Below are 21,780 nucleotides of genomic sequence, written 5' to 3' on the forward strand. Positions count from 1 at the left end.
ATCGTAAAACTCACCTTTATAACGATTCTTTACACATTGCAAGAATACAAATCCTTATAAAATAGTTTAAGCATTTCACTGCATATTTTTTGTATGTACCTATTTTATAAAGAACCACATAACAACTCGCATTCTATAAAGGTCTGATATCATTCCTTATCAGCACTTCATTCGACATTTTTTGTCGAAATTTGTATATTAACTCCCTATATTATTAAAATATACATTTGTTTTACGTTACAAGACATCAATATGAACACTTTTTCTATAAGGGTATACGTAGTAAAGGAGGCATCACATAAAGCACATTGATCTATGACAAATAATCTCTTCATAAAGCATTGTTATGCAATAGAAAGATTCATAAAGGAGGCACAATGAATAAACTTTTCAATATATGTTTAATTGTATTCGTACTATTTTCGCAACTTGCTAGTTTTCCAGACAATCAAGTAAAAGCGGAAACCTTAGCAGGGAATTCATTATTTGACACTGTTGAAATGAAAGATGCAACAAATCATATTATTGACGAAGCATTAAATCCTAAAAACTTAATAAAAGTAGGATCAACCATTCACCTAGAATATGCTTGGTCAATAAAAGATCAACAAACAGACTCAGCAGTGCTCCAAATACCTAACGCATTAAAAGTAAAAAGTGACCAACAGGGAAATCTGATGGCAGAGCAACAAATTATTGGTCAATATTTTGTTAAAGCAAACGATAACAAAATGAAACTAGTATTTAACGACCAAGTAAAAGATTCCAAAGGTGCTAACGGAAAAATCAGTATTGATGCAGTATTCAATCCAGATTTAAAATCTGGTGCAAAATCTGTTCAACTCTCTTTCCCTTTAGGTGCAACAGCTAAGCCTATTTCAGTTCCTGTTCAAGTAGATAACCCGGCTTCACCTACTACGGATAAGGATACTGCTCAACAACCTGCAAAAGAGCAAAAGAATGGCGATACTCAACAACCTGCGGAAGAGCAAAAGAACGGCGATGCTCAGCAACCTACGGAAAAGCAAAAGAACAGTGATGCTCAGCAACCTACGGAAGAGCAAAAGAACAGTGATGCTCAGCAACCTACGGAAGAGCAAAAAAACAGTGATGCTCAACAACCTACGGAAGAGCAAAAAAACAGTGATGCTCAACAACCTACGGAAGAGCAAAAAAACGATGATGCTCAGCAACCTACAGAAGAGCAAAAAAATGGTGATAATACAACAGAACAGCCTGTTGATAATCCAGACCCATCACCTAAGCAAATTACAGAAAATATTTTAACAGGTGTCACACTAACGGACAAAGACGGTAAGCCATTCAATGATACGGATAATCGTCCAAGTCCAGATTCTATTACTAAAATTGATTTTACATGGGAAATTTTAGAGTCCCTAAACGTCAAAAAAGGTGATTACTACACTTTCCAACTCCCAGAATACTTTATTGTCCACAATACCATTACAGAAGATTTAATAGATGGTGAAGGACATACGATTGGATCATTCGTTGTTACGCCTGATGGCAAAGTAACGATGACTTTTAACGAATATGTTGAAGATCATCCTAATATAGCTGGAGATTTAAATATTCGTACGGAGTTTAATGAAGTAAAAATTACAGGGACTACCGAAAAACAAATTCCATTCCCTATTAAAGAAAAAGACGTTATTATTGAGCTTGATTTCAAGCCTAAAGTAACAAAATCTATAGATAAAAAAGGTGTACCTGATAGACCAATTAATACGAATCAAATTAATTGGAAAGTAGAAATGAACAAGACAAAAGATAAGCTTACAAATGCCGTCTTTGAAGATGACATTCCAAATGGGGCTAGTCTCAACGAAGATTCTATTAAGGTCTACTATTTGGAAGTAGATATTAACGGGAAAACAACTCGTGGTGCAGAAGTTCCTAAAGAAGAATATGAACTTACTTCATCCTCTAATAAATTAAATATCGCTTTCAAAAAAGAAACGAATAAAGCATATGAAATTGAATATGCAACAAAGATTACAGATGAAAGTGTTACTAGTTTCAAAAACAACGCAAAAGTATCCAGTGATAATCAAGGTAGTGTAGCTGCGAATGCCACTGTAACTGTTTCACGCGGTACACATCTTGAGAAAACTAGTAAGTACAATCCAAAAACACAAACAATCGAATGGACAATCACTTATAACGGTGATCAGAGAGATATTAAAAAAGCTGATGCGCTTTTAAAAGATGTTTTGGATAAATCTCATAAAGTTGATAAAAATTCTATCGTGGTAAAAAATGCTTCTTATGATGATGCAGGAAAACTTGTTACAGGTGACAACGCCACAAACTTTACTGTAAAAGAAACTGATGAGGGATTTGATTTACAGTTTAATGAAGATATTAATAGTGCCTATGTGATTACTTATACATCGAAAGCTACGAATGATGTCATAAAAGATGGCGAAATCGAAAATAAAATTATTGCAGATGGTAAATGGAATCAAACAAACAAAGTTACGTTAAAACAACAAAATATCATAAAGAAACATAATAAAAAAGATACAGATTACAATAAGAAAACAACAACATGGACAATTATTGTAAATGATAACAACTACGTGTTAAACAATGCTGTTATCAAGGATACGTTTGACTATGGTGGCTTAATGTTACAAAAAGATAGTTTCAAAATTACAGACGGCTCGAGAACGCTTGATCCAAATTTTGATTACACACTTGATGTAACAGATAAGGGATTTGAAGTGAAACTAACTGGTGATTATAAGTCTAATATGGATAAAACTTTAACTATCACATACACAACAGACTTTAATTATGAAAATTTATCCAAAGAGAATGATAATAAATCATTCAAAAATACAGCAAATTTATCATGGATAGACATAAATAATAAAAAGAACAACAGTTCATCTGATGATACATTTGATCCTGATTACTACACAAAAGGAAACGGATTTAAATACGGTTCTTACAATGCCCAAACGAAAGAAATTAAATGGGACATAGGGTTTAACTATAATAATAGACCGATTAAGGATCCTTCTATCGTTGATATATTAAGAGATAACCAAAAATTAATACCGGAATCTATTGAAGTTCGACATATGAAATTAACTGGTGGTGCACATGGATTTGAAGTAGGCGATCCTGTTCCTCCTAGCGAATATACGATAGAAAATCCAACAAAAGATAACAACAATACATTAACGGTTCATTTTAAAAACGAAATTAATTCTGCATATTATATTAGCTTTAAAACTTCACTTGCAGGTGAACAAATTAATAAGCGCTACGATAATTATGCCGATTTAAAAGATGGATCGAAAACTGTTACTACTATCCATGGTGCATTTGAGATCAAAAACGGTGGTAGCGGTGTTACGAAAACAGCAAAACAAAATGACAAGTATATTGATTGGAGTGTTTCCATTAATCCGAGTCAATCAACTATTGAAAATGCTGTCGTAACAGATAACCCAACAGACAATCAAATTCTTGATGAAAAGTCCTTCCACCTATATCCAACAACAGTAGCCGTGGATGGCACTTTAACAAAAGATACAGCAAATGAATTAAAAGAAGGAACAGACTATAAACTCAAAGTAACAACAGACAACGATACAGGAAAACAACAGTTTAAAGTTGAATTTCTTCATACCATTAATCGAGCTTATATTTTAGAATATCGCTCACTCATTAATGCAGACAATAATGAGACAGTGAGTAATAAAGTGAAGATTACTGGTAATCGTTTAACATTAACTCAGGTTGAAACAACAGAAGAAAAGGTAGTTAAAGTATCTTCTGGATCTGGGGGTGGTTCTGCTAATAAAGGACGCGGAAGTCTTCAAATTATAAAGGTTGATGACAAAGATAGAAAAGTACCATTAGCCGGAGCAGAATTTACTTTATATGATCAGACAGGCACAACCGCTATTCGTTCAATTACAACAGGTGATGACGGCGTCGCCAAGTTTAACAACTTACGACGTGATAAATATTTAATTAAAGAAACAAAAGCACCTCAAGGTTATGTAATTAGTAAAGAATTAAAAGAAGGTATACTTGTCGAGCTAGGTTCTGAAGAAATTACAAAATATACTCTTACAAATAAAAAGTTTGTTGGGAAAGTAGTACTTACAAAAACTGATGCTACGAGTAGAGAGAGACTTGAACATGCTGTTTTCTCTTTACTGGATCAAAACAAACAGGTTATTCCTGAACATAAAGAATTAATAACAAATGATAAAGGACAAATTACTGTAGATCATTTAAAACCAGGAACTTACTACTTACAAGAAACAAAGGCTCCTGAGCATTATAAATTAGATGATCGACTGATTGAGGTTAAAATCGCGGAAGATCAAACAACAGTAATAAACCGCACTGCAACAAACAGCTTGATTCCAGGTTCGGCCATTTTAACAAAAGTCGATAAAGATGGAAAAACTTTAGCAGGTGCGGAGTTCAGTGTACGGGACCGAAAAAACAAAATAATCCCCGGCTATGGAAAATTAACGACAAATGATCAGGGACAAATCGAAGCAACAAATTTACGTCCTGGAGACTATCAATTTGTTGAAGAAAAGGCTCCTAAAGATTACGACATAGATAAAACACCAATTGAGTTTACAATTGTAAAAAGTCAACAGAAGGCAGTTACTGTTACTGCGACAAATCACCTCATTAAAGGTGGCGTCACTTTAACAAAAACTGATGATATCGATGGTACAGCTCTTGCAGGTGCTATATTTAAAATTGTCGATGCTAATGATGAAAAGAAAGTCATTCGCGAAAATGTAACAACTGGTGCGGATGGTAAAGTAACTGTTAAAGACTTAGAGCCTGGTACGTATAAATTTATTGAAACAGAAGCTCCTAAGGATTATGTGTTAAATACAAATCCTATCGAGTTTACAATCGATAAAAGCCAACAGTCTTTTGCTACTGTTACGGCAACTAACAGTTTAAAAACAGGAGAAGTTGAATTATTAAAAGTTGATGAATTCGGTGATAAAAAACCTCTTGCAGGTGCCGTATTTAAAATTGTTGATGTAAATAATAATGATGTTCGTACTGACTTAACTACAGATGCTGATGGAAAAACAAAAGCTGATAAGCTACGTCCTGGTACGTATAAATTTATTGAAACAGCTGCTCCTGAACACTACGTTTTACGAGCAGAACCTATTGAATTTACAATCGATAGAAGTCAGAAAGAAACTCTACTTGTGAAAGCTGAAAATGCTTTAAAACCAGGAGATGTTGAATTAACAAAAGTTGATGATATCGATGGTACAGCTCTTGCAGGTGCTGTATTTAAAATTGTCGATGCTAATGATGAAAAGAAAGTCATTCGCGAAAATATAAAAACTGGTGCGGATGGTAAAGCTATCGCTACTGGCTTACGCCCTGGCGATTATAAATTTATCGAAGTAACAGCACCGAAGTATTACGATAAAAATACAAATCCGATTAAATTTACAATCACAGAAAGTCAAACGACGTCGGCTACTGTTACTGCTAAAAACAGCTTAACAAAAGGCGGTATTGAATTAACAAAAGTGAATGCTGCAGATGAAAAGGAAACACTTGAAGGTGCGGTATTTAAAATTGTTAATAGAGATACAAATGAAGATGTTCGTGCGGAACTTGTTACGAATAGTGAAGGAAAGTTAGTTGTAGACGACTTACGTCCTGGTAACTATAAACTTATCGAAACAAAGGCCCCAACTTATTACGATGTAAATGTAGAACCAATTGAATTTACAATCGAAAAAGGACAACAAAAACTTCTTCCACTTACATTTAAAAATAGTTTAACGAAAGGAAAAGTTAAACTTATTAAAGAAGATGATGTGGAAAGTAGTATCGCTCTTGCTGGAGCAGTGTTCACATTACAAGACGCAACTGGCAAAGAAATTGCGAAAGATTTAAAAACAGATGATTACGGAGTACTAGTTATTCCTGATTTAGCACCAGGAGATTATCAATTTATTGAAACATCAGCTCCTGAACATTATAAATTAGATCAAACACCTATTAAGTTCACAATTAAAAAAGGTAGCAAGGATGATCTTCCAGTCCCTGTCACTGTAACAAATAGTTTACTTACAGGTGGCGTTACTTTAACAAAAGTTGATGACATTGATGGCGTTACTCTTGAAGGCGCAGAATTTATCATTGTTGATGCTCATGATACGAAAAAGGTAGTTCGTAAAGGATTAACTACCGATGAACATGGTAAAGTTTCTGCTTCTGATTTACGTCCAGGTGACTATCAATTTATTGAAGTAAAAGCTCCAAAAGACTATGACTTAAGACAAGATCCTATTCCATTCACTATTGGAAAAAGTCAAAAAGAAAATATTAGCGTTACCGCTACTAACAGCTTAACGAAGGGTGGCGTCATTTTAACCAAAATCGATGACATCGATCGTACAATGCTGAAAGGTGCAATCTTTAAAATTGTTGATATGAATGGTAACGACGTTCGCACAAACCTTGGTACAGATAAAAATGGAAAAATTTCCGTTTCTGATTTACGTCCTGGAGACTATCAGTTCATTGAAACAAAGGCTCCTGAGCACTATGTATTAGACGAAACACCGATTCCATTTACAATTGAAAGAAGTCAAACGAAAAAAATTACTGTTACGGGTAAAAACACGTTGAAAAAAGGTAGCGTGGAATTAACAAAGATTGATGATATCGATACAAACACTAAACTTGCTAATGCTGTATTTGATTTATTAGATGCAGACGGACAGCTAGTTGAAAAAGGTTTAAAAACAAATAATGAAGGGAAAATTGTTGTTGAAAACCTACGTCCTGGCACGTATCAATTCGTTGAGACAATCGCTCCTGAACATTACGATTTAAATAAAAAACCGATCAAATTTACAATTAAGAAAAGCCAAACTGAAACGCTTCATGTTACGGCTAAAAACGCTCTAACAAAAGGTGGCGTTGAACTTTCTAAAGTAGATGACATCGATGATACTAAACTTGAAGGTGCTGTATTTAACATTGTTGATATGAACGGTACTGTAATTCATAAAGATCTTGTTACAAATAATAAAGGAAAAATCGAAATCGATGACCTACGTCCGGGTGATTATCAATTCATCGAAACGAAAGCACCTAAGCATTACGTTTTAGATGAAACGCCAATCCATTTCACTATTGAAAAAGGACAGAAGAAAGCTATTTCTTTAACTGCTAAAAATAGCTTACAACAAGGTAGTATTGAACTACTTAAAGTAGATGATCTAAACGATCAAATGAAACTTTCTGATGCGGTATTTAATTTACTAGACCAAAACGGAAAAGTGCTTAAAACAGATTTAAAAACAAATAATGAAGGAAAGATCGTTGTTGAAAATTTACGTCCTGGTACGTATCAATTTGTCGAAACAACCGCTCCGAAACATTATGATTTAGACAAAAAGCCAATTGTAGTTACAGTTGAAAAAAGCCAAAAAGATATTGCTACTGTTACTATGAAAAATAGTTTAACTAAAGGTGGCGTTGAACTTTCTAAAGTCGATGACGTCGATGGTACTACTCTTGAGGGTGCTGTATTTAACATTGTTGATATGAAGGGTACTGTAATTCGCAAGAGTCTTACTACCAATTCACAAGGTAAAATTAGCGTTCCTGACCTACGTCCGGGTGATTATCAATTCATCGAGACAAAGGCTCCGAAACATTACGATTTAAATAAAGAACCAATTCCTTTCACTATCGAGAAAGGACAAGCCGAACCGATTTCTGTTACTGCTAAAAATAGTTTAACTAAAGGTGCGGTAGAACTTTCTAAAATGGATGATATCGACGGTACGGCTCTTGAAGGTGCGGTATTTAAAATTGTTGATATGAACGGCAATGACGTTCGTACTGGCATTACGACAGATGCGAAAGGGAAAGTTTCTATTCCTGATTTACATCCTGGAGACTATCAATTTATTGAAACAAAAGCTCCTAAGCACTATAAACTAGATGCTACACCAATTAAATTTACAATTGAGAAAAGCCAAGCAGAGAAGTTACAAGTCACTGCTAAGAACAGCTTAATTGAAGGTGCGGTAGAGTTAATTAAAGTGGATGATATAAATCCAGATACAAAACTTTCTGATGCAGTATTTAACATCATTGATGCGAAAGGTAAAATTGTTCGCACAAATTTAACTACTGATAAAGACGGGAAAGTTTCTGCTTCTAATTTAAGACCAGGAGATTATCAATTCGTGGAAACGAAAGCTCCGAAACATTATGATTTAAATAAAACACCTATTCCTTTCACTATCGAGAAAAACCAAACAACTCACGTTTCTGTTACTGCTAAAAATGGCTTAACTAAGGGTGGCGTTGAATTAACGAAAGTTGACTCTTTAGATGCGAAAGAAACGCTAGAAGGTGCGGTATTTAAAATTACTGATATGAACGGTAATGATATTCGTACGAATTTAGTTACCAATAAAGACGGAAAAATCATCGCTAAAGACTTACAACCTGGAGACTATCAATTTATTGAAACGAAAGCTTCTGAAGGCTATCAATTAGATGCATCACCAATAAGCTTTACAATTGAAAAAGCCCAAGCTGCACCACTACAAATTACAGTTTCAAATAAAAAGATTGAATCTTCATCAGGTGGAGATAATGAATCAATTACTCCTCCGAATAAAGAAGAGAAACCAGGTAAGGAAACTTCCGAAGAACTAGAAAAAGAAAATCCTGAAACACCTGGTACAGAAACTTCTGAAGAACTAGAAAAGGGAAATCCTGAAGCACACGGTAAAGGAACTTCCGAAGAACTAGAAAAAGGTAACTCTGAAACACAAATAAACAAACAGCAAGATGACCAAAATAAGCGGAAAGAACTTCCAAATACAGGTCACAAAAAAGCTTCTACTCAAACAGTAGGTATCTTACTTCTACTAGCTGGTTTGTTAAGTATTTTAGCTACAAAACGCAAAAAATATTATTAATAGTTTTTCACACCCAATCAAGTGAACATTTGATTGGGTGTTTTTTTATACAAAAAAGGACGATACATAGAGTATCGTCCTTTTAACGGGGTGAGGCTGTCCAAAAGTACGGAAAACCTTTGAACAGCCTCGTATTTTCATATGGGTGCCTTACATATATCACTGATGATAATTATGAAATGCGGAAACATATTTATCATCACATGATTCAAACACGAGAAAAGAAACCCTACAGTGGATTCTTTTCTCTACATAATCTAAAGTTTGGGTACACTAGATTCATGCAATGTAGGAGCTTTCCAAATAGAAAGCGAACCTTCGTTTAAAATGATAGCATACATATCTCCGTCAAAAATATGCAAATGTGCATATAGCGTTTTTTATTTCTCAATGTCAGAATATTGAAAAATAATAAAGGTAAGGGTAAAATGAAGTCGTTATCCGTCTTCTTTTGTCAGTCAGAGAGAATAGAAGAATAGGAGAGGAAAAAATGAAAAAATCTTTGAAACAAAAAATAGTAAGCTCTTTGCTTGCTGTATCACTCGCTGTTAGCTTAGCTCCGATTGGACAAGCCAAAGCTGATTCCACTTCAGAAATCACACAGACTTCATCTATTACAAAACAAGTTGATGCAAGCCGCGCTATCGAACACATCCGTTTCTTATCCGAAACAATTGGCCCTCGCCCCGGTGGAACAAAATCAGAGGAATGGGCTTCTCGCTACGTTGGTATGCAGCTTAAATCAATGGGCTATGAAGTAGAATATCAACCATTCCAAGTGCCGGATCAATACGTTGGATTTATTGAATCACCATTATCCACAAAGCGTAATTGGCAAGCTGGTGCTGCCCCTAACGCACTAATTTCTACAGAGGCTGTTACAGCTCCTCTTATCTTTGTTCAAGGTGGGACAAAATTAGAGGATATCCCAAATGAAGTAAACGGAAAAATTGTTCTATTTGAAAGAGGAACAACAGTAGCAGACTACAATAAACAAGTTGAAAATGCTGTTAGCAAAGGTGCAAAAGGTGTTCTTTTATACAGTTTAATTGGCGGTCGCGGGAACTACGGCCAAACTTTCAATCCTCGTCTAACGAAAAAGCAATCTATCCCTGTCTTCGGTCTTGCTTATGCGCAAGGAAATGCATTTAAAGAAGAAATCGCTAAAAAAGGGGCGACAATTCTTTCCCTAAAAGCAAGACATGAATCTAATTTAACATCCTTAAACGTCATCGCTAAAAAGAAACCAAAAAATAGTACAGGTAATGAAAAAGCTGTCGTTGTAAGTTCACACTACGATAGTGTCGTTGGGGCACCTGGAGCAAACGATAATGCTTCTGGTACAGGATTAGTATTAGAGTTAGCTCGTGCTTTTCAAAATGTAGAAACTGATAAAGAAATTCGCTTTATTGCTTTTGGTTCTGAGGAAACTGGCTTACTTGGCTCCGATTATTATGTTAATAGTCTGTCCCAAAAAGAACGCGATCGAATTTTAGGTGTCTTTAACGCAGACATGGTTGCAACAAATTACGATAAAGCAAAGAATTTATATGCTATGACGCCTAACGGTTCTCCAAACCTTGTAACAGATGCAGCCTTGCAAGCAGGTAAACAGTTAAATAATGACCTTGTACTGCAAGGAAAATTCGGCTCTAGTGATCACGTACCATTTGCTGAAGTTGGTATTCCTGCCGCTCTATTTATTTGGATGGGTGTCGATAGCTGGAATCCATTAATCTATCATATCGAGAAGGTATATCACACACCTCAAGATAACGTATTTGAGAACATTTCACCTGAACGTATGAAAATGGCATTAGAGGTTATTGGAACAGGAGTTTATAATACACTTCAAAAACCTGTCGCTCAAACTGAACAAAAAGCTGCTTAGTCATTTAAAAGACCACCGATTTTTATCAGTGGTCTTTTATTGAGAAAAAATATATATGCATAAAAGCATATTTTCTCCTACTCATTATCGTATACAATATTAACTGTAACGAAAATGATTACAACAATTAAGGAGGCTTTTCTACTATGAAAAAAATGATTTTAGCCGGTGCATTAACTTTAGCAGGAATTACTGGTGCTACCGCGTTTATTCCTGAAACAAAGGCCGCTGCCGCTACTCAAGAACAAAGCTTTACAAAATTTTATTCTTTGCAAACTGGAAGTAGTTCTGAACAAGAACCTGTTTTCCTTCAAAAGGGACAAGAGTTAACAATTCAACCTAACAGCAAAACCCCTAGTTATAGTGTTTATGACTCAAATCATAACCTTATTGGACGTTATTCTGATGGCTACGGTCGAATTTTCACTGCAAAAGCAGATGGGAATATGTACGTTCAATTTCATGCACCTTATGTTTACTATAGTCCTGTTAGCTTTTCGGTTACGTATACAATCCGATAAAATAAAGGGCCCTTCCCAAGGGCCTTTATTTTGTTTCCCAATTCACTTTTACAAAACCATCTTTCACCATTAAACCACTTATACTAAATACATACTTTTCATTCGCTTTCAATGTAGCTTTAAAAGTACCTTTTTTTGATTCACAGATTTCTTTTAACTCCCTTATACCTTCTCCTTTCCTTTCATACAAGCTAAAGCATAAATTCCCACGTTTTGCATCCGTCTCATAAGAAAATGTTACTTCTGTGTCTTTGGCATACTTAAGTTCAATACCTTTCCCAGCAATATCCCATGATGAGAATTTTGCCTCATAGCTTGTCTCTCCTTGTTGCTCACTCTCTAAATATATATCACCAGCTCTCCACATATCATCTAACGTTTGAAGAAAAGCAAAACCGCTCAGTAATACAAACATTGTACTTGCCAATATCGCAACTAATGTTACCTTCTGTTTTTTAACAAAATTCATCTTATATTCTCCTTCAACTTTCTTTTTACTTCTTCTTACCATATATAATAAAAATCCAATAAAGAATGGCAATATAACCGCTAAAACACTCCACCCTTTACTCATTTGGTGTGCTTTCGCATCTGTATATACCCATGATGCAACACATATTAACAGTGCTATAAAAGCTAAAAGCATTGTCACTCCAGCTACTTCAAATATTACAAACGGGTTAGCGAACTCTATCATGTAATTTATACTCCTTCTTTAAAAACGAATGTATTACAACATATATCGGAATGTATAGGTGCATCATAATAACTATCGTTATAATGACAGATATTTTATGCTCCAAATGACTAACAAACTGCTCTAGGGTGACTGTTAATACAATCATCCAAATAGCATGAATGAAAACAACCCATCTCTTCTCTAATTTCCGAGCATTTCGCATGCCCTGCTTCGTATTATTTATTAGCTCTTCGCTAGGAATCATCTCTTCCGCTAAACTACTTTTTATCTTTTGATCAAATTTGTCTTCCTTCATAAACGAACCCCTCCAAATGTTCTCGCATTTGCTTCTTCGCATAATTAAGGCGGTATTTCACCGTACCAATTGGTATATTTAATATTTCACTCATTTCTTTGTAAGAATATTGTTCATAGTAGTAGAGTACGAGCACTGTTTTATATTTTTCGTTTAATAACTGTATAACTTCTCGTATCATTTCTGCTTCGACTTTTTGAATAAATTCTTCTGATATATTCACATCATCTGCATGCTCAATTTCTCCGCCATCTTCTTTATGAAATAAATCCAATACACGATCTTTCCATCTTTTCTTTTTACGATAAAAATCATAAAACGTACGAATACAAATCGTAGTAATCCACTTTTTATAATTTTCCACGTAAGAAAGTTGGTGCCGCGATGAAAAAACTTTTATCCATGTCTCTTGAAAAATATCTTCCGCATCTTCTTTCGTTTTCGCTAACTTATAGCATAAGGAATATATTTGCTGCTTATATATGTCAATCAATTCTTCTACCTTTTCTTCCATCATAAACCTCCTGTCATTTATATAAGACGACGCAAATTCTCCTTTTGTTTGATAAAATTTTATTTTTTTATTATTTCCATACAAAAAGGCAATCACAACATCTTGTGATTGCCTTTTACTGAAAGCTAAAAATCGGCTCCGCTTTTCTCTATTGTCCAGCTCCAGCGGCTAGAATACTCGGTGGCTTCGCGCCTTCCTCCGAGGCAAAGTACGCCTCTCTGTCAGGAGCTCCATCCCCCTCCTATTCTGAACGAGCCGCTTCCGCTTTTCTTTATGTCTAGCTCTGCCTCCTAGCCCCTTCCGTCTAAGAACCTTCCCCACGAGAAGATAAAATGCATCTTCTGTGGGAAAGAACCTTAGCCTTCGGGACTAAACAGTCGGCTCCGCTTTTCTTAATTACATTTTTTCTGGCGCAGATACTCCTACGATTGCTAATGCGTTTTGAAGTGTAGTGCGTACTGCTTTCATTAACTCGTAGCGAGCTTTACTTAATTCTAAGTTATCTTGGTTTAATACTTTTTCTGCATTGTAGAAGCTGTGTAATGTTGCTGCTAATTCAAATGCATAGTTTGTAATACGGTGTGGTAAACGTTTTTGTGCTGCATCCGCAACTACTGCCGGGAATTCACCAAGTTTTTTCAGTAACTCTACTTCTTTCTCAGAAGTAACAAGTTTGTAGTTCACGTCTCCGCCTGTAGCTAATCCTAATTCTTCACCTTGACGAAGGATACTGCATACGCGAGCGTGAGCGTATTGTGCATAGTATACTGGGTTTTCGTTAGATTTTGATACAGCTAAGTCCATATCGAAGTCTAAATGAGAATCACCGCTACGCATTGCGAAGAAGTAACGCATTGCGTCCACGCCTACTTCTTCCATAAGCTCACGAAGTGTAACTGCTTTACCTGTACGTTTACTCATCTTCATTTTTTCACCGTTTTGGTACAGTTGTACCATTTGGATGATTTCTACTTCAAGTGTTTCTTTATCGTAACCTAGCGCTTGAATAGCAGCTTTCATACGTGGAATGTAACCGTGGTGGTCAGCACCCCAAATGTTGATTAACTTATCGAAACCACGCTCTAATTTATCACGGTGATACGCGATATCTGGCGTTAAGTACGTGTAAGAACCGTCGTTTTTAATTAATACACGGTTTTTATCATCACCGTAAGTCATTGAGCGGAACCAAGTTGCTCCATCTTCTTCAAAAATCTCGTCACGCTCTTTTAATACAGCAAGAGCTTGATCGATTTTTCCGTTTTTGTATAATGATGTTTCTGAGAACCATACATCAAATTTAACACGGAAACTTTCTAAGTCTTTTTGAAGTTTTGCTAACTCATATTTTAAACCGTACTCACGGTAGAACTCATAGCTTTCTTTTTCATCAGCTTTCGCATAACGATCGCCAAACTCTTCTGCTAAACGTTTACCAATTGCAATGATGTCCGCACCATGGTATCCGTCTTCTGGCATTTCTTTCTCTAAACCTAAAGCTTGCATGTAACGAGCTTCAACAGAAAGAGCTAAGTTATGAATTTGGTTACCAGCATCATTAATGTAGTACTCACGAGATACATCATATCCTGCTTTTGCTAATAAGTTACATAACGTGTCACCTACTGCTGCACCACGTGCATGTCCTAAGTGAAGGTCACCTGTTGGATTCGCAGATACGAACTCAACTTGTACTTTTTCACCTTTACCAGTATTCGTTTCACCGTAAGCTTCACCAGCATTAACGATCGTTGGGATTAAGTCTGTTAAGTAGCTATTATCCATGTAGAAGTTAATGAAACCAGGACCTGCGATTTCAATCTTTTCAATAGAAGCTTTTGCTTTATCGAAGTTTGCAACTAATTCTTCTGCAATCATACGAGGTGCTTTTTTCGCAACACGTGCAAGTTGCATTGCCATATTTGTAGAGAAGTCACCATTTGTTTTATCTTTTGGAGATTCTAATACTACATTTGGAATCTGTTCTTCTGTCGCTAATTCTGCCTTTAATACAGCAGCTTGAATTTCTTCTTTAATTAATCCTTTTACTTGTTCTAAAGAATTCATTATTTTGCCTCCTTCAAATTAATCGTAATTGTATATCTGCCAGCTTCTTGTTCACTTAGAAGCAATGCGTACGTTAAGAAGAGTTGTCCTTTTTTCTTTTCATCCGACCATTTAAAAAGAACGTTATCAGTCTTTGTTTGCAATGCAAACGTACCAAGTTCACTCGTGTACGTACCAGTTGTCCATTCACCTTTCACATGCGTTTGACGCATCGAAACAGCACCTGAACGCATAATGAGAACTTGTTCATCTTGAATTTTAATAATTGTTTTCACTTCGCCTTGTTCGTTCGGCTCTTGGAATGTTACATATGTACCTTGACCTTTTACATAGTATTGACCATTTGCTTCAAAAGCAACGGTTTCCTTCCTCGCCGCTTCACGGATTTCTGTTACGAAATGAACGTGTACCGGCAAGCCTGCAAGTTGTTTCTCCACGTCTTGCACACCTTTCAAATGTTATAGATATTAAATACTACTTATAATAAATCACTTTTCCTATCATATCAAAAAAAACCTCTGTCTGTCTGCTGAAAAATCAGGAAAACTCCATTTCAAAACATAATTCACTTTCACTTTATTTCATATGATAAAATATTTCTTAAATCTAAATATTCTTTCTTTTGAAGAGGTGAATGAAGTGCTACCAACAAAATTGAAAAAAGGTGATGAAATTAGAGTGATTTCACCATCTTGTAGTTTAAGTATTGTCTCAACTGAAAACAGGAAGCTTGCTGTAAAAAGGTTAACCGAAATGGGCTTTCACGTTACATTTTCAACATATGCTGATGAGATAGACAGATTTGCTTCCTCTTCTATTTCTTCACGCGTTCAAGACCTTCACGAAGCATTTAGAGACCCGAATGTAAAAGCCATTTTGACGACACTTGGCGGATACAATTCTAATGGCTTATTAAAACATCTCGATTACGATTTAATTCGAGAAAACCCGAAATTTTTCTGTGGCTATTCGGATATCACTGCACTAAATAATGCAATTTACACTAAAACAGGACTTGTTACATATTCAGGCCCCCATTTCTCTTCATTTGGAATGGAGAAAGGGCTCGAGTATACAACAGATTACTTTTTAAAATGCGTAACTTCTAATGAGCCGATTGAAGTCCTACCATCTGAAACATGGAGTGATGATTCTTGGTACATTGATCAGGAAAATCGAGAGTTTATTAAGAATGAAGGATACGTTTCGATTCACGAAGGAGAAGCTACGGGAGATATTATCGGTGGTAATATGAGCACATTGAACTTACTGCAAGGTACACCATATATGCCAGACTTAAAGGATAAAATTTTATTTCTTGAAGAGGATAGTTTAACTGGAAGAGCTACTCTTAAAACTTTTGATCGATATTTACATTCTCTTATGCAGCAGCAAGATTTTGAACATGTAAAAGGCATCGTTATAGGAAAGATGCAAAAAGGCGCAGAATGCACGATAGAAGACATTCAAGAAATGATTGCTTCAAAGCCTGAACTTGCACATATCCCTATCATTGCAAATGCAAGTTTCGGTCATACAACCCCGATTTTCACTTTCCCAATTGGCGGACGTGCAACAATCATTTCTAGCAAAGAAAAGACATCTATCACTATTTTAACGCACTAAAAAAGGAGCGAATGAGTCGCTCCTTTTATCGTTTTTCTATTTTTTCCAACGCTTTTTGTGGAATTGATTCTTTCGGGATTTCAGCCCACCCTTTTCCTTGCATACCTTTTGCATAAATTTTTATAAATGCCCCCGTATGCAATTCACGGTTCATCATTCTTTTAATAACCTGTAACTTTCCGTCTTCTGTATACCCTTTAAAAGTATACAAGTATTCTCCGTCTTTTTTCTCACCTTTATCTATAACCGCATAATAATCTTGTATTTCTTTATTTGAAAAGAAGTTGTCTACAAAAGCATGTACACCTTCTGTTTTTGTGTTCAAATAATACGCTGTTCCACCTAGAATGATGGCGAATACAACTAAAACTTTAATTACCAATTTCATACATGCGCCTCCTGTTTGCACTTCTTTTTCCCTAGTCATATATCTATACTTGTATTATACGAAAAATGGCATACTATACTCTATCTAAAAGTCTTACACTTTCCTTACATTATTGTAAGGCATTTTCACCTTATAGCAATTTCCCAAGAAAAAATTTTTCCGTTTCATACACTTTTATATTATTATTGAATGATACAAATTTTTATTACAAAAATCAAAGGAGACAGTTTTCAAATGGCTATCTTGCAAGGTTTAGCACTATTACTTGTTGTACTTTGTCTATTTACACTTTTTAGTTACCGTGCTCCTTACGGCATGAAAGCAATGGGTGCTTTAGCTAATGCAGCAATCGCAAGTTTTCTTATTGAAGCATTTCATCGTTATATAGGTGGAGAAATGTTTCATAATGACTTTTTACAATCAGTAGGAGAAGCTTCCGGTAGTATGAGCGGTGTCGCAGCAGCGATTTTAGTCGCATTAGCAATCGGTGTTTCCCCCGTATATGCTGTTTTAATCGGTATCGCTACTAGTGGATTTGGTATTTTACCAGGATTTTTCGCTGGATACGTTTGTGCCTTCGTCGTGAAATTTCTCGAAAAGAAATTACCGGCTGGTGTAGAGTTTTTAGCAATTTTATTTATCGCTGCACCAATCTCACGCGGAATGGCAATGCTTATGGATCCGCTCGTTAACGCAACACTTGGTAAAATTGGTTCTATGATTTCAGTTGCAACTACAGAAAGCCCTATTATCATGGGTATTATGCTTGGTGGATTAATAACAGTTATTTCTACCTCTCCACTGAGTTCTATGGCACTCACTGCAATGCTTGGATTAACAGGTTTACCAATGGCAATTGGTAGTCTTGCCGTAGCAGCCTCAGCCCCAATGAACTTTATTTTCTTTAAACGACTAAAGATTTGTTCAAAGAAAGACACAATTGCTGTAGCAATCGAGCCTTTAACACAAGCCGATGTTGTTTCAGCAAATCCAATTCCAATTTATGCGACAAACTTCGTTGGCGGTGCACTTGCTGGTATTATTACATCTCTGTTCCAGCTCGTTAATAATGCACCAGGAACAGCATCACCAATCCCAGGACTTCTTGTTTTATTCGGATTTAATGACGTTGTAAAAGTAACAATTGCTGCTATATTATGTGGAATCGTTACCACGATTGTTGGATACATCGGATCAATTGTGTTCCGTAAATATCCAATTCGCTCTGCTGATGACATTCGCGGCATTACTTCGGAAGAGAAGGTTGCATAAGAAAAAGAGCTATTCCCGTTGTTTGGGAATAGCTCTTTTTTGTGTGTTGCGTGATAGTAAATACAATTATATCAGCGGTTTTTCAATTATATCGGCGCAACTCGAATTATATCGGCGATTTTTTAAATATATCAGCGTAACTCGAATTATATCAGCGGTTTTTTAAATATATCGACTTACCGACACATAACGACAAAATAAGAGCCCCCTAATCATATAGAGGGCTCTTATTTTATCCAGCTACAGCGGATTCCGCTTTTATTTCACCCAACCGAGCAGCATTTCCCGCACGAATTTGCTTGCTGCGACTGGTGTTTGATCACTATGGTCGTAGACAGGAGCTACTTCTACTAAGTCTGCTCCAACTACATTTATATTTGAATTTGCAATTGCTACGATGGAATCTAATAATTCTTTAGATGTGATACCACCAGCTTCTAACGTTCCTGTTCCTGGAGCGTGAGCTGGGTCTAATACATCAATGTCGATTGTGACATAGACTGGGCGTCCTGCAAGTTTCGGTAATACTTCTTTTAACGGTTCTAATACGTCAAATTTATATAAGTTCATACCTACTTCTTTCGCCCATTCAAATTCTTCCTTCATTCCAGAACGAATTCCGAAAGAATATACGTTTTCCGGACCAATTAAATCACACACTTTACGAATTGGTGTAGAGTGGGATAAAGGCTCCCCTTCATACGATTCACGTAAATCAGTATGAGCATCCATATGGATGATTGCTAAATCCGGATATTTTTTTGCCATTGCCTTAAAAATTGGCCAAGACACTAAGTGCTCACCGCCGAGACCTAGTGGAAACTTATCGGCATCTAAAAGTTTTGATACATATTCTTCAATCATGTCTAAGCTGCGCTGTGCATTTCCGAATGGTAATGGGATATCACCCGCATCAAAATATTTTACCTCTTCTAGTTCACGATCTAAATACGGACTATATTCTTCAAGACCGATTGATACTTCACGAATACGTGCAGGGCCAAAACGAGATCCCGGACGGTAACTTACTGTCCAATCCATAGGCATCCCATAAATAACTACCTTCGACTCTTCAAAACTTGGATGACTTTTAATAAATACTTTACCTGAATAAGCTTCATCAAAACGCATATTCTTTTCCTCCTTATGTGGAACTTAAGGTATCCCAACCTTTCATTATTTCTCAAATTTGGAGCGAGTTGCTCCTCTTTCTCGATTTACCGGGTCTTCTATTTCATACAAAGAAGACAATTTTCTTTACAGAAGTGTAAATAGCTAGCATGTTCAAGTCTTCTGGACAAACACCTTAAATGAGCTATTTACACTTTATTTGTTCCGTGCGATTCTCTTACTTAATTAAATCGCCAACAAATTTCGGTAATGCGAATGCTGCATTGTGTAATTCTTTTGTGTAGTATTTCGTTTCGATTTCGTGGAAACGCTCTTCACTTACTTCTAATGGATCATGTTTTTTAGATCCGATTGTGAACGTCCAAAGACCGCTTGGGTAAGTTGGAATGTTCGCTGTGTATAAACGAGTAATTGGGAAAATCTCTTTTACATCTTTAAACACAGTTGTAATTAGTTCTGGCGTAAACCAAGGGTTGTCCGTTTGTGCAACGAAAATACCATCTTCTTTTAACGCTTTTGAAATTCCAGCGTAGAAGCCTTTTGTAAATAGGTTTACTGCTGGTCCTACTGGCTCAGTAGAATCTACCATAATTACGTCATATTCATTTTCGCTTTCTGCGATATGTAGGAAACCGTCTCCTACTTTTACTTCTACACGCTCATTATCTAATGCACCTGCAATTGATGGTAAGTACTGTTTAGAGTACTCAATTACTTTTCCATCGATTTCAACAAGAGTTGCTTTCTTTACGCTTGGGTGTTTTAACACTTCACGAATAACACCGCCATCGCCGCCACCTACAACTAATACGTTTTCAGGGTTTGGATGTGTAAATAAAGGTACGTGCGCTACCATTTCATGATAAACGAACTCATCTTTTTCTGTTGTCATAACCATGCCATCTAAAATAAGCATGTTTCCGAACTCTTCCGTTTCGACCATATCAAGTTTTTGGAATTCTGTTTGCTCCGTATGTAATGTGCGGTTAATACGCGCCGTAATCCCAAAATGTTTTGTTTGTTTTTCAGTGAACCATAGTTCCATCGTACAATCACGCCTTTCAATGCAAATTTATAATAGGGACATCATTAATGTCCCCTAACAAAAATAAAACAAAACATCCAAAATGTATAGTTAAAAGTACAAAAATACCGAAAATATATTTTAGTCAGAGCGTTCTAACATATACATATAAAGAAAACCCTTTCTTAAGAAAGGGCTTTTCTCTCTACTTCTACCTGTTTTCGAATCGGAATTAAAATCATTACACAACCAACTAATACAACAATCCCACCTACTAAAAATGGACTTTGCGGTGAAACAGCGTGGCCGATAATCCCTGATAAAATGGGAGCAATTGCGCCACCTAACCAACGAACGAAGTTATAAACACCAGATGTAACAGATCTTTCATAAGGTGAAATATCCATTACATAACTTGTAAATAATGCATTATTTAATCCTGATGCTAATCCTGATAGAACAATTAATACAATTTGTAACCACATAATTTTCACGAAGAATAGTGCAATTAAGAATAGCGCAAATACGAGTAAACTGCCTTTCAACAATGTTTTCGGCTCATATTTCCCTTCTAGCTTATGTGCTAAAATTGCAGAACCGTAAGCTAACGCGAGTCCCCATCCACAAAATACAAAACCTAATTGAATAGCAGATAAATGCATAATAAGTGGTGAATATGCTAACACAACGAAAAATCCGTAGTAGTATAACATTCCTGAAATGGCGCCTTGCATAAACGGCTTATACTTCACCAGGTTAAGTAATTCTCCTACGCCTGCCGCTTTACGCTTCACTTTTCGCTCTGGTTCTTTCACAAAGAAGAAAACTAAAATAAATGCTAAGAAAATTAAAATACTCGTCGCAAAAAATGGGTAACGCCAAGAATGTCCACCTAATATCCCGCCTAATAATGGTCCACCTGCCATTCCTAAACCGATAGCTGCTTCATATAACCCTACTGCTTCATGAACTTCTTTACTTAATGCAATCAATAAAGTCATCGCCGTTGCGAAGAACATCGCATTCCCTAATCCCCATCCAGCGCGGAAAAGAGATAACTGAGCAATCGTTTGCGATATACCGCATATAAACGCAAATACAGTCACGATGGCAAGACCGATTGTCATCATTCGTTTATCACCAAATCTCGATGCAAATATTCCAGCTGGTAACATCATAATTGCCATCGTTAAAATATATGCTGTAAATAACATCTCTACTTGCCAATGCGATGCACCAATCTTTTCAGCAATAATTGGCAAAATTGGATCGACTACCCCTATACCTGAAAAGGCAAGGAAAGTAGCCAACACTGTAATCAATCTCCCTAGTTTTTGTTTGCTCTCCATTTT

General features: G+C 36.1%; 15 protein-coding genes and 1 pseudogene. 7 read left to right on the forward strand and 9 right to left on the reverse strand.

Annotation, left to right across the window (positions count from 1 at the left end; genetic code table 11):
* Positions 1 to 500: 500 nt before the first annotated feature.
* The 5 genes and pseudogenes from PSR14_RS28760 to PSR14_RS28780 form a co-directional block, all read left to right on the forward strand.
* Positions 501 to 755 (forward strand): annotated as a pseudogene (locus PSR14_RS28760) (hypothetical protein); the annotation flags it as partial.
* A gap of 205 nt (positions 756 to 960) precedes the next feature.
* Positions 961 to 1,287: a magnesium transporter MgtE N-terminal domain-containing protein gene (locus PSR14_RS28765; RefSeq protein ID WP_392387637.1), complete on the forward strand. Its 327-nt coding sequence runs from the start codon at positions 961 to 963 to the stop codon at positions 1,285 to 1,287.
* 80 nt (positions 1,288 to 1,367) lie between these two features.
* Positions 1,368 to 8,999, forward strand: a complete 7,632-nt coding sequence (locus PSR14_RS28770; RefSeq protein WP_369008969.1) for a SpaA isopeptide-forming pilin-related protein — start codon at positions 1,368 to 1,370, stop codon at positions 8,997 to 8,999.
* A gap of 490 nt (positions 9,000 to 9,489) precedes the next feature.
* The gene (locus PSR14_RS28775) at positions 9,490 to 10,890 is read left to right on the forward strand and encodes a M28 family metallopeptidase (protein WP_098486896.1); all 1,401 of its coding nucleotides are present in this window, start codon (positions 9,490 to 9,492) and stop codon (positions 10,888 to 10,890) included.
* A gap of 146 nt (positions 10,891 to 11,036) precedes the next feature.
* A complete protein-coding gene (locus tag PSR14_RS28780; RefSeq protein WP_042876132.1) occupies positions 11,037 to 11,411 on the forward strand; it encodes a hypothetical protein in 375 nt (124 codons plus the stop codon).
* A gap of 25 nt (positions 11,412 to 11,436) precedes the next feature.
* Here the strand turns inward: PSR14_RS28780 and PSR14_RS28785 are convergent, their stop codons facing one another.
* The 5 genes from PSR14_RS28785 to PSR14_RS28805 form a co-directional block, all read right to left on the reverse strand.
* The gene (locus PSR14_RS28785) at positions 11,437 to 12,108 is read right to left on the reverse strand and encodes an anti-sigma factor (RefSeq protein ID WP_098486895.1); all 672 of its coding nucleotides are present in this window, start codon (positions 12,106 to 12,108) and stop codon (positions 11,437 to 11,439) included.
* Positions 12,092 to 12,406, reverse strand: a complete 315-nt coding sequence (locus PSR14_RS28790) for a hypothetical protein (RefSeq protein WP_061131887.1) — start codon at positions 12,404 to 12,406, stop codon at positions 12,092 to 12,094. Before PSR14_RS28790 ends, PSR14_RS28785 begins: the two co-directional genes overlap by 17 nt.
* The gene (locus tag PSR14_RS28795; protein WP_000391651.1) at positions 12,387 to 12,920 is read right to left on the reverse strand and encodes an RNA polymerase sigma factor; all 534 of its coding nucleotides are present in this window, start codon (positions 12,918 to 12,920) and stop codon (positions 12,387 to 12,389) included. The genes PSR14_RS28790 and PSR14_RS28795 overlap by 20 nt, the downstream gene beginning before the upstream one ends.
* A gap of 396 nt (positions 12,921 to 13,316) precedes the next feature.
* On the reverse strand, positions 13,317 to 14,987 hold the full coding sequence (gene argS, locus PSR14_RS28800; protein ID WP_001086449.1) for an arginine--tRNA ligase: 1,671 nt from the start codon (positions 14,985 to 14,987) through the stop codon (positions 13,317 to 13,319).
* Positions 14,987 to 15,424, reverse strand: coding sequence for a DUF1934 domain-containing protein (locus tag PSR14_RS28805; protein WP_098486894.1), 438 nt, complete (start codon positions 15,422 to 15,424; stop codon positions 14,987 to 14,989). Before PSR14_RS28805 ends, argS begins: the two co-directional genes overlap by 1 nt.
* A gap of 202 nt (positions 15,425 to 15,626) precedes the next feature.
* Here PSR14_RS28805 and PSR14_RS28810 point away from each other — a divergent pair, with 202 nt between their 5' ends.
* On the forward strand, positions 15,627 to 16,613 hold the full coding sequence (locus PSR14_RS28810) for a S66 peptidase family protein (RefSeq protein WP_000938067.1): 987 nt from the start codon (positions 15,627 to 15,629) through the stop codon (positions 16,611 to 16,613).
* Between the two features lie 25 nt (positions 16,614 to 16,638).
* Here the strand turns inward: PSR14_RS28810 and PSR14_RS28815 are convergent, their stop codons facing one another.
* The gene (locus PSR14_RS28815; RefSeq protein ID WP_000779936.1) at positions 16,639 to 17,001 is read right to left on the reverse strand and encodes a YxeA family protein; all 363 of its coding nucleotides are present in this window, start codon (positions 16,999 to 17,001) and stop codon (positions 16,639 to 16,641) included.
* A gap of 234 nt (positions 17,002 to 17,235) precedes the next feature.
* Between PSR14_RS28815 and PSR14_RS28820 the strand changes: the two genes are divergently transcribed.
* A complete protein-coding gene (locus PSR14_RS28820; protein ID WP_000996317.1) occupies positions 17,236 to 18,273 on the forward strand; it encodes a PTS sugar transporter subunit IIC in 1,038 nt (345 codons plus the stop codon).
* Positions 18,274 to 18,531: 258 nt separating this feature from the next.
* Here the strand turns inward: PSR14_RS28820 and speB are convergent, their stop codons facing one another.
* The 3 genes from speB to PSR14_RS28835 all read right to left on the reverse strand — a co-directional run bounded on the left by speB (position 18,532) and on the right by PSR14_RS28835 (position 21,777).
* Positions 18,532 to 19,404: an agmatinase gene (gene speB / locus PSR14_RS28825; RefSeq protein WP_001209831.1), complete on the reverse strand. Its 873-nt coding sequence runs from the start codon at positions 19,402 to 19,404 to the stop codon at positions 18,532 to 18,534.
* A gap of 217 nt (positions 19,405 to 19,621) precedes the next feature.
* Positions 19,622 to 20,449, reverse strand: a complete 828-nt coding sequence (speE, locus tag PSR14_RS28830; protein WP_000424696.1) for a polyamine aminopropyltransferase — start codon at positions 20,447 to 20,449, stop codon at positions 19,622 to 19,624.
* Positions 20,450 to 20,613: 164 nt separating this feature from the next.
* On the reverse strand, positions 20,614 to 21,777 hold the full coding sequence (locus PSR14_RS28835) for an MFS transporter (protein ID WP_000444218.1): 1,164 nt from the start codon (positions 21,775 to 21,777) through the stop codon (positions 20,614 to 20,616).
* Positions 21,778 to 21,780 lie beyond the last annotated feature (3 nt).

It is taken from the genome of Bacillus sp. A01H, from assembly GCF_045277205.1.
Classification (GTDB): Bacteria; Bacillota; Bacilli; order Bacillales; family Bacillaceae_G; genus Bacillus_A; species Bacillus_A paranthracis.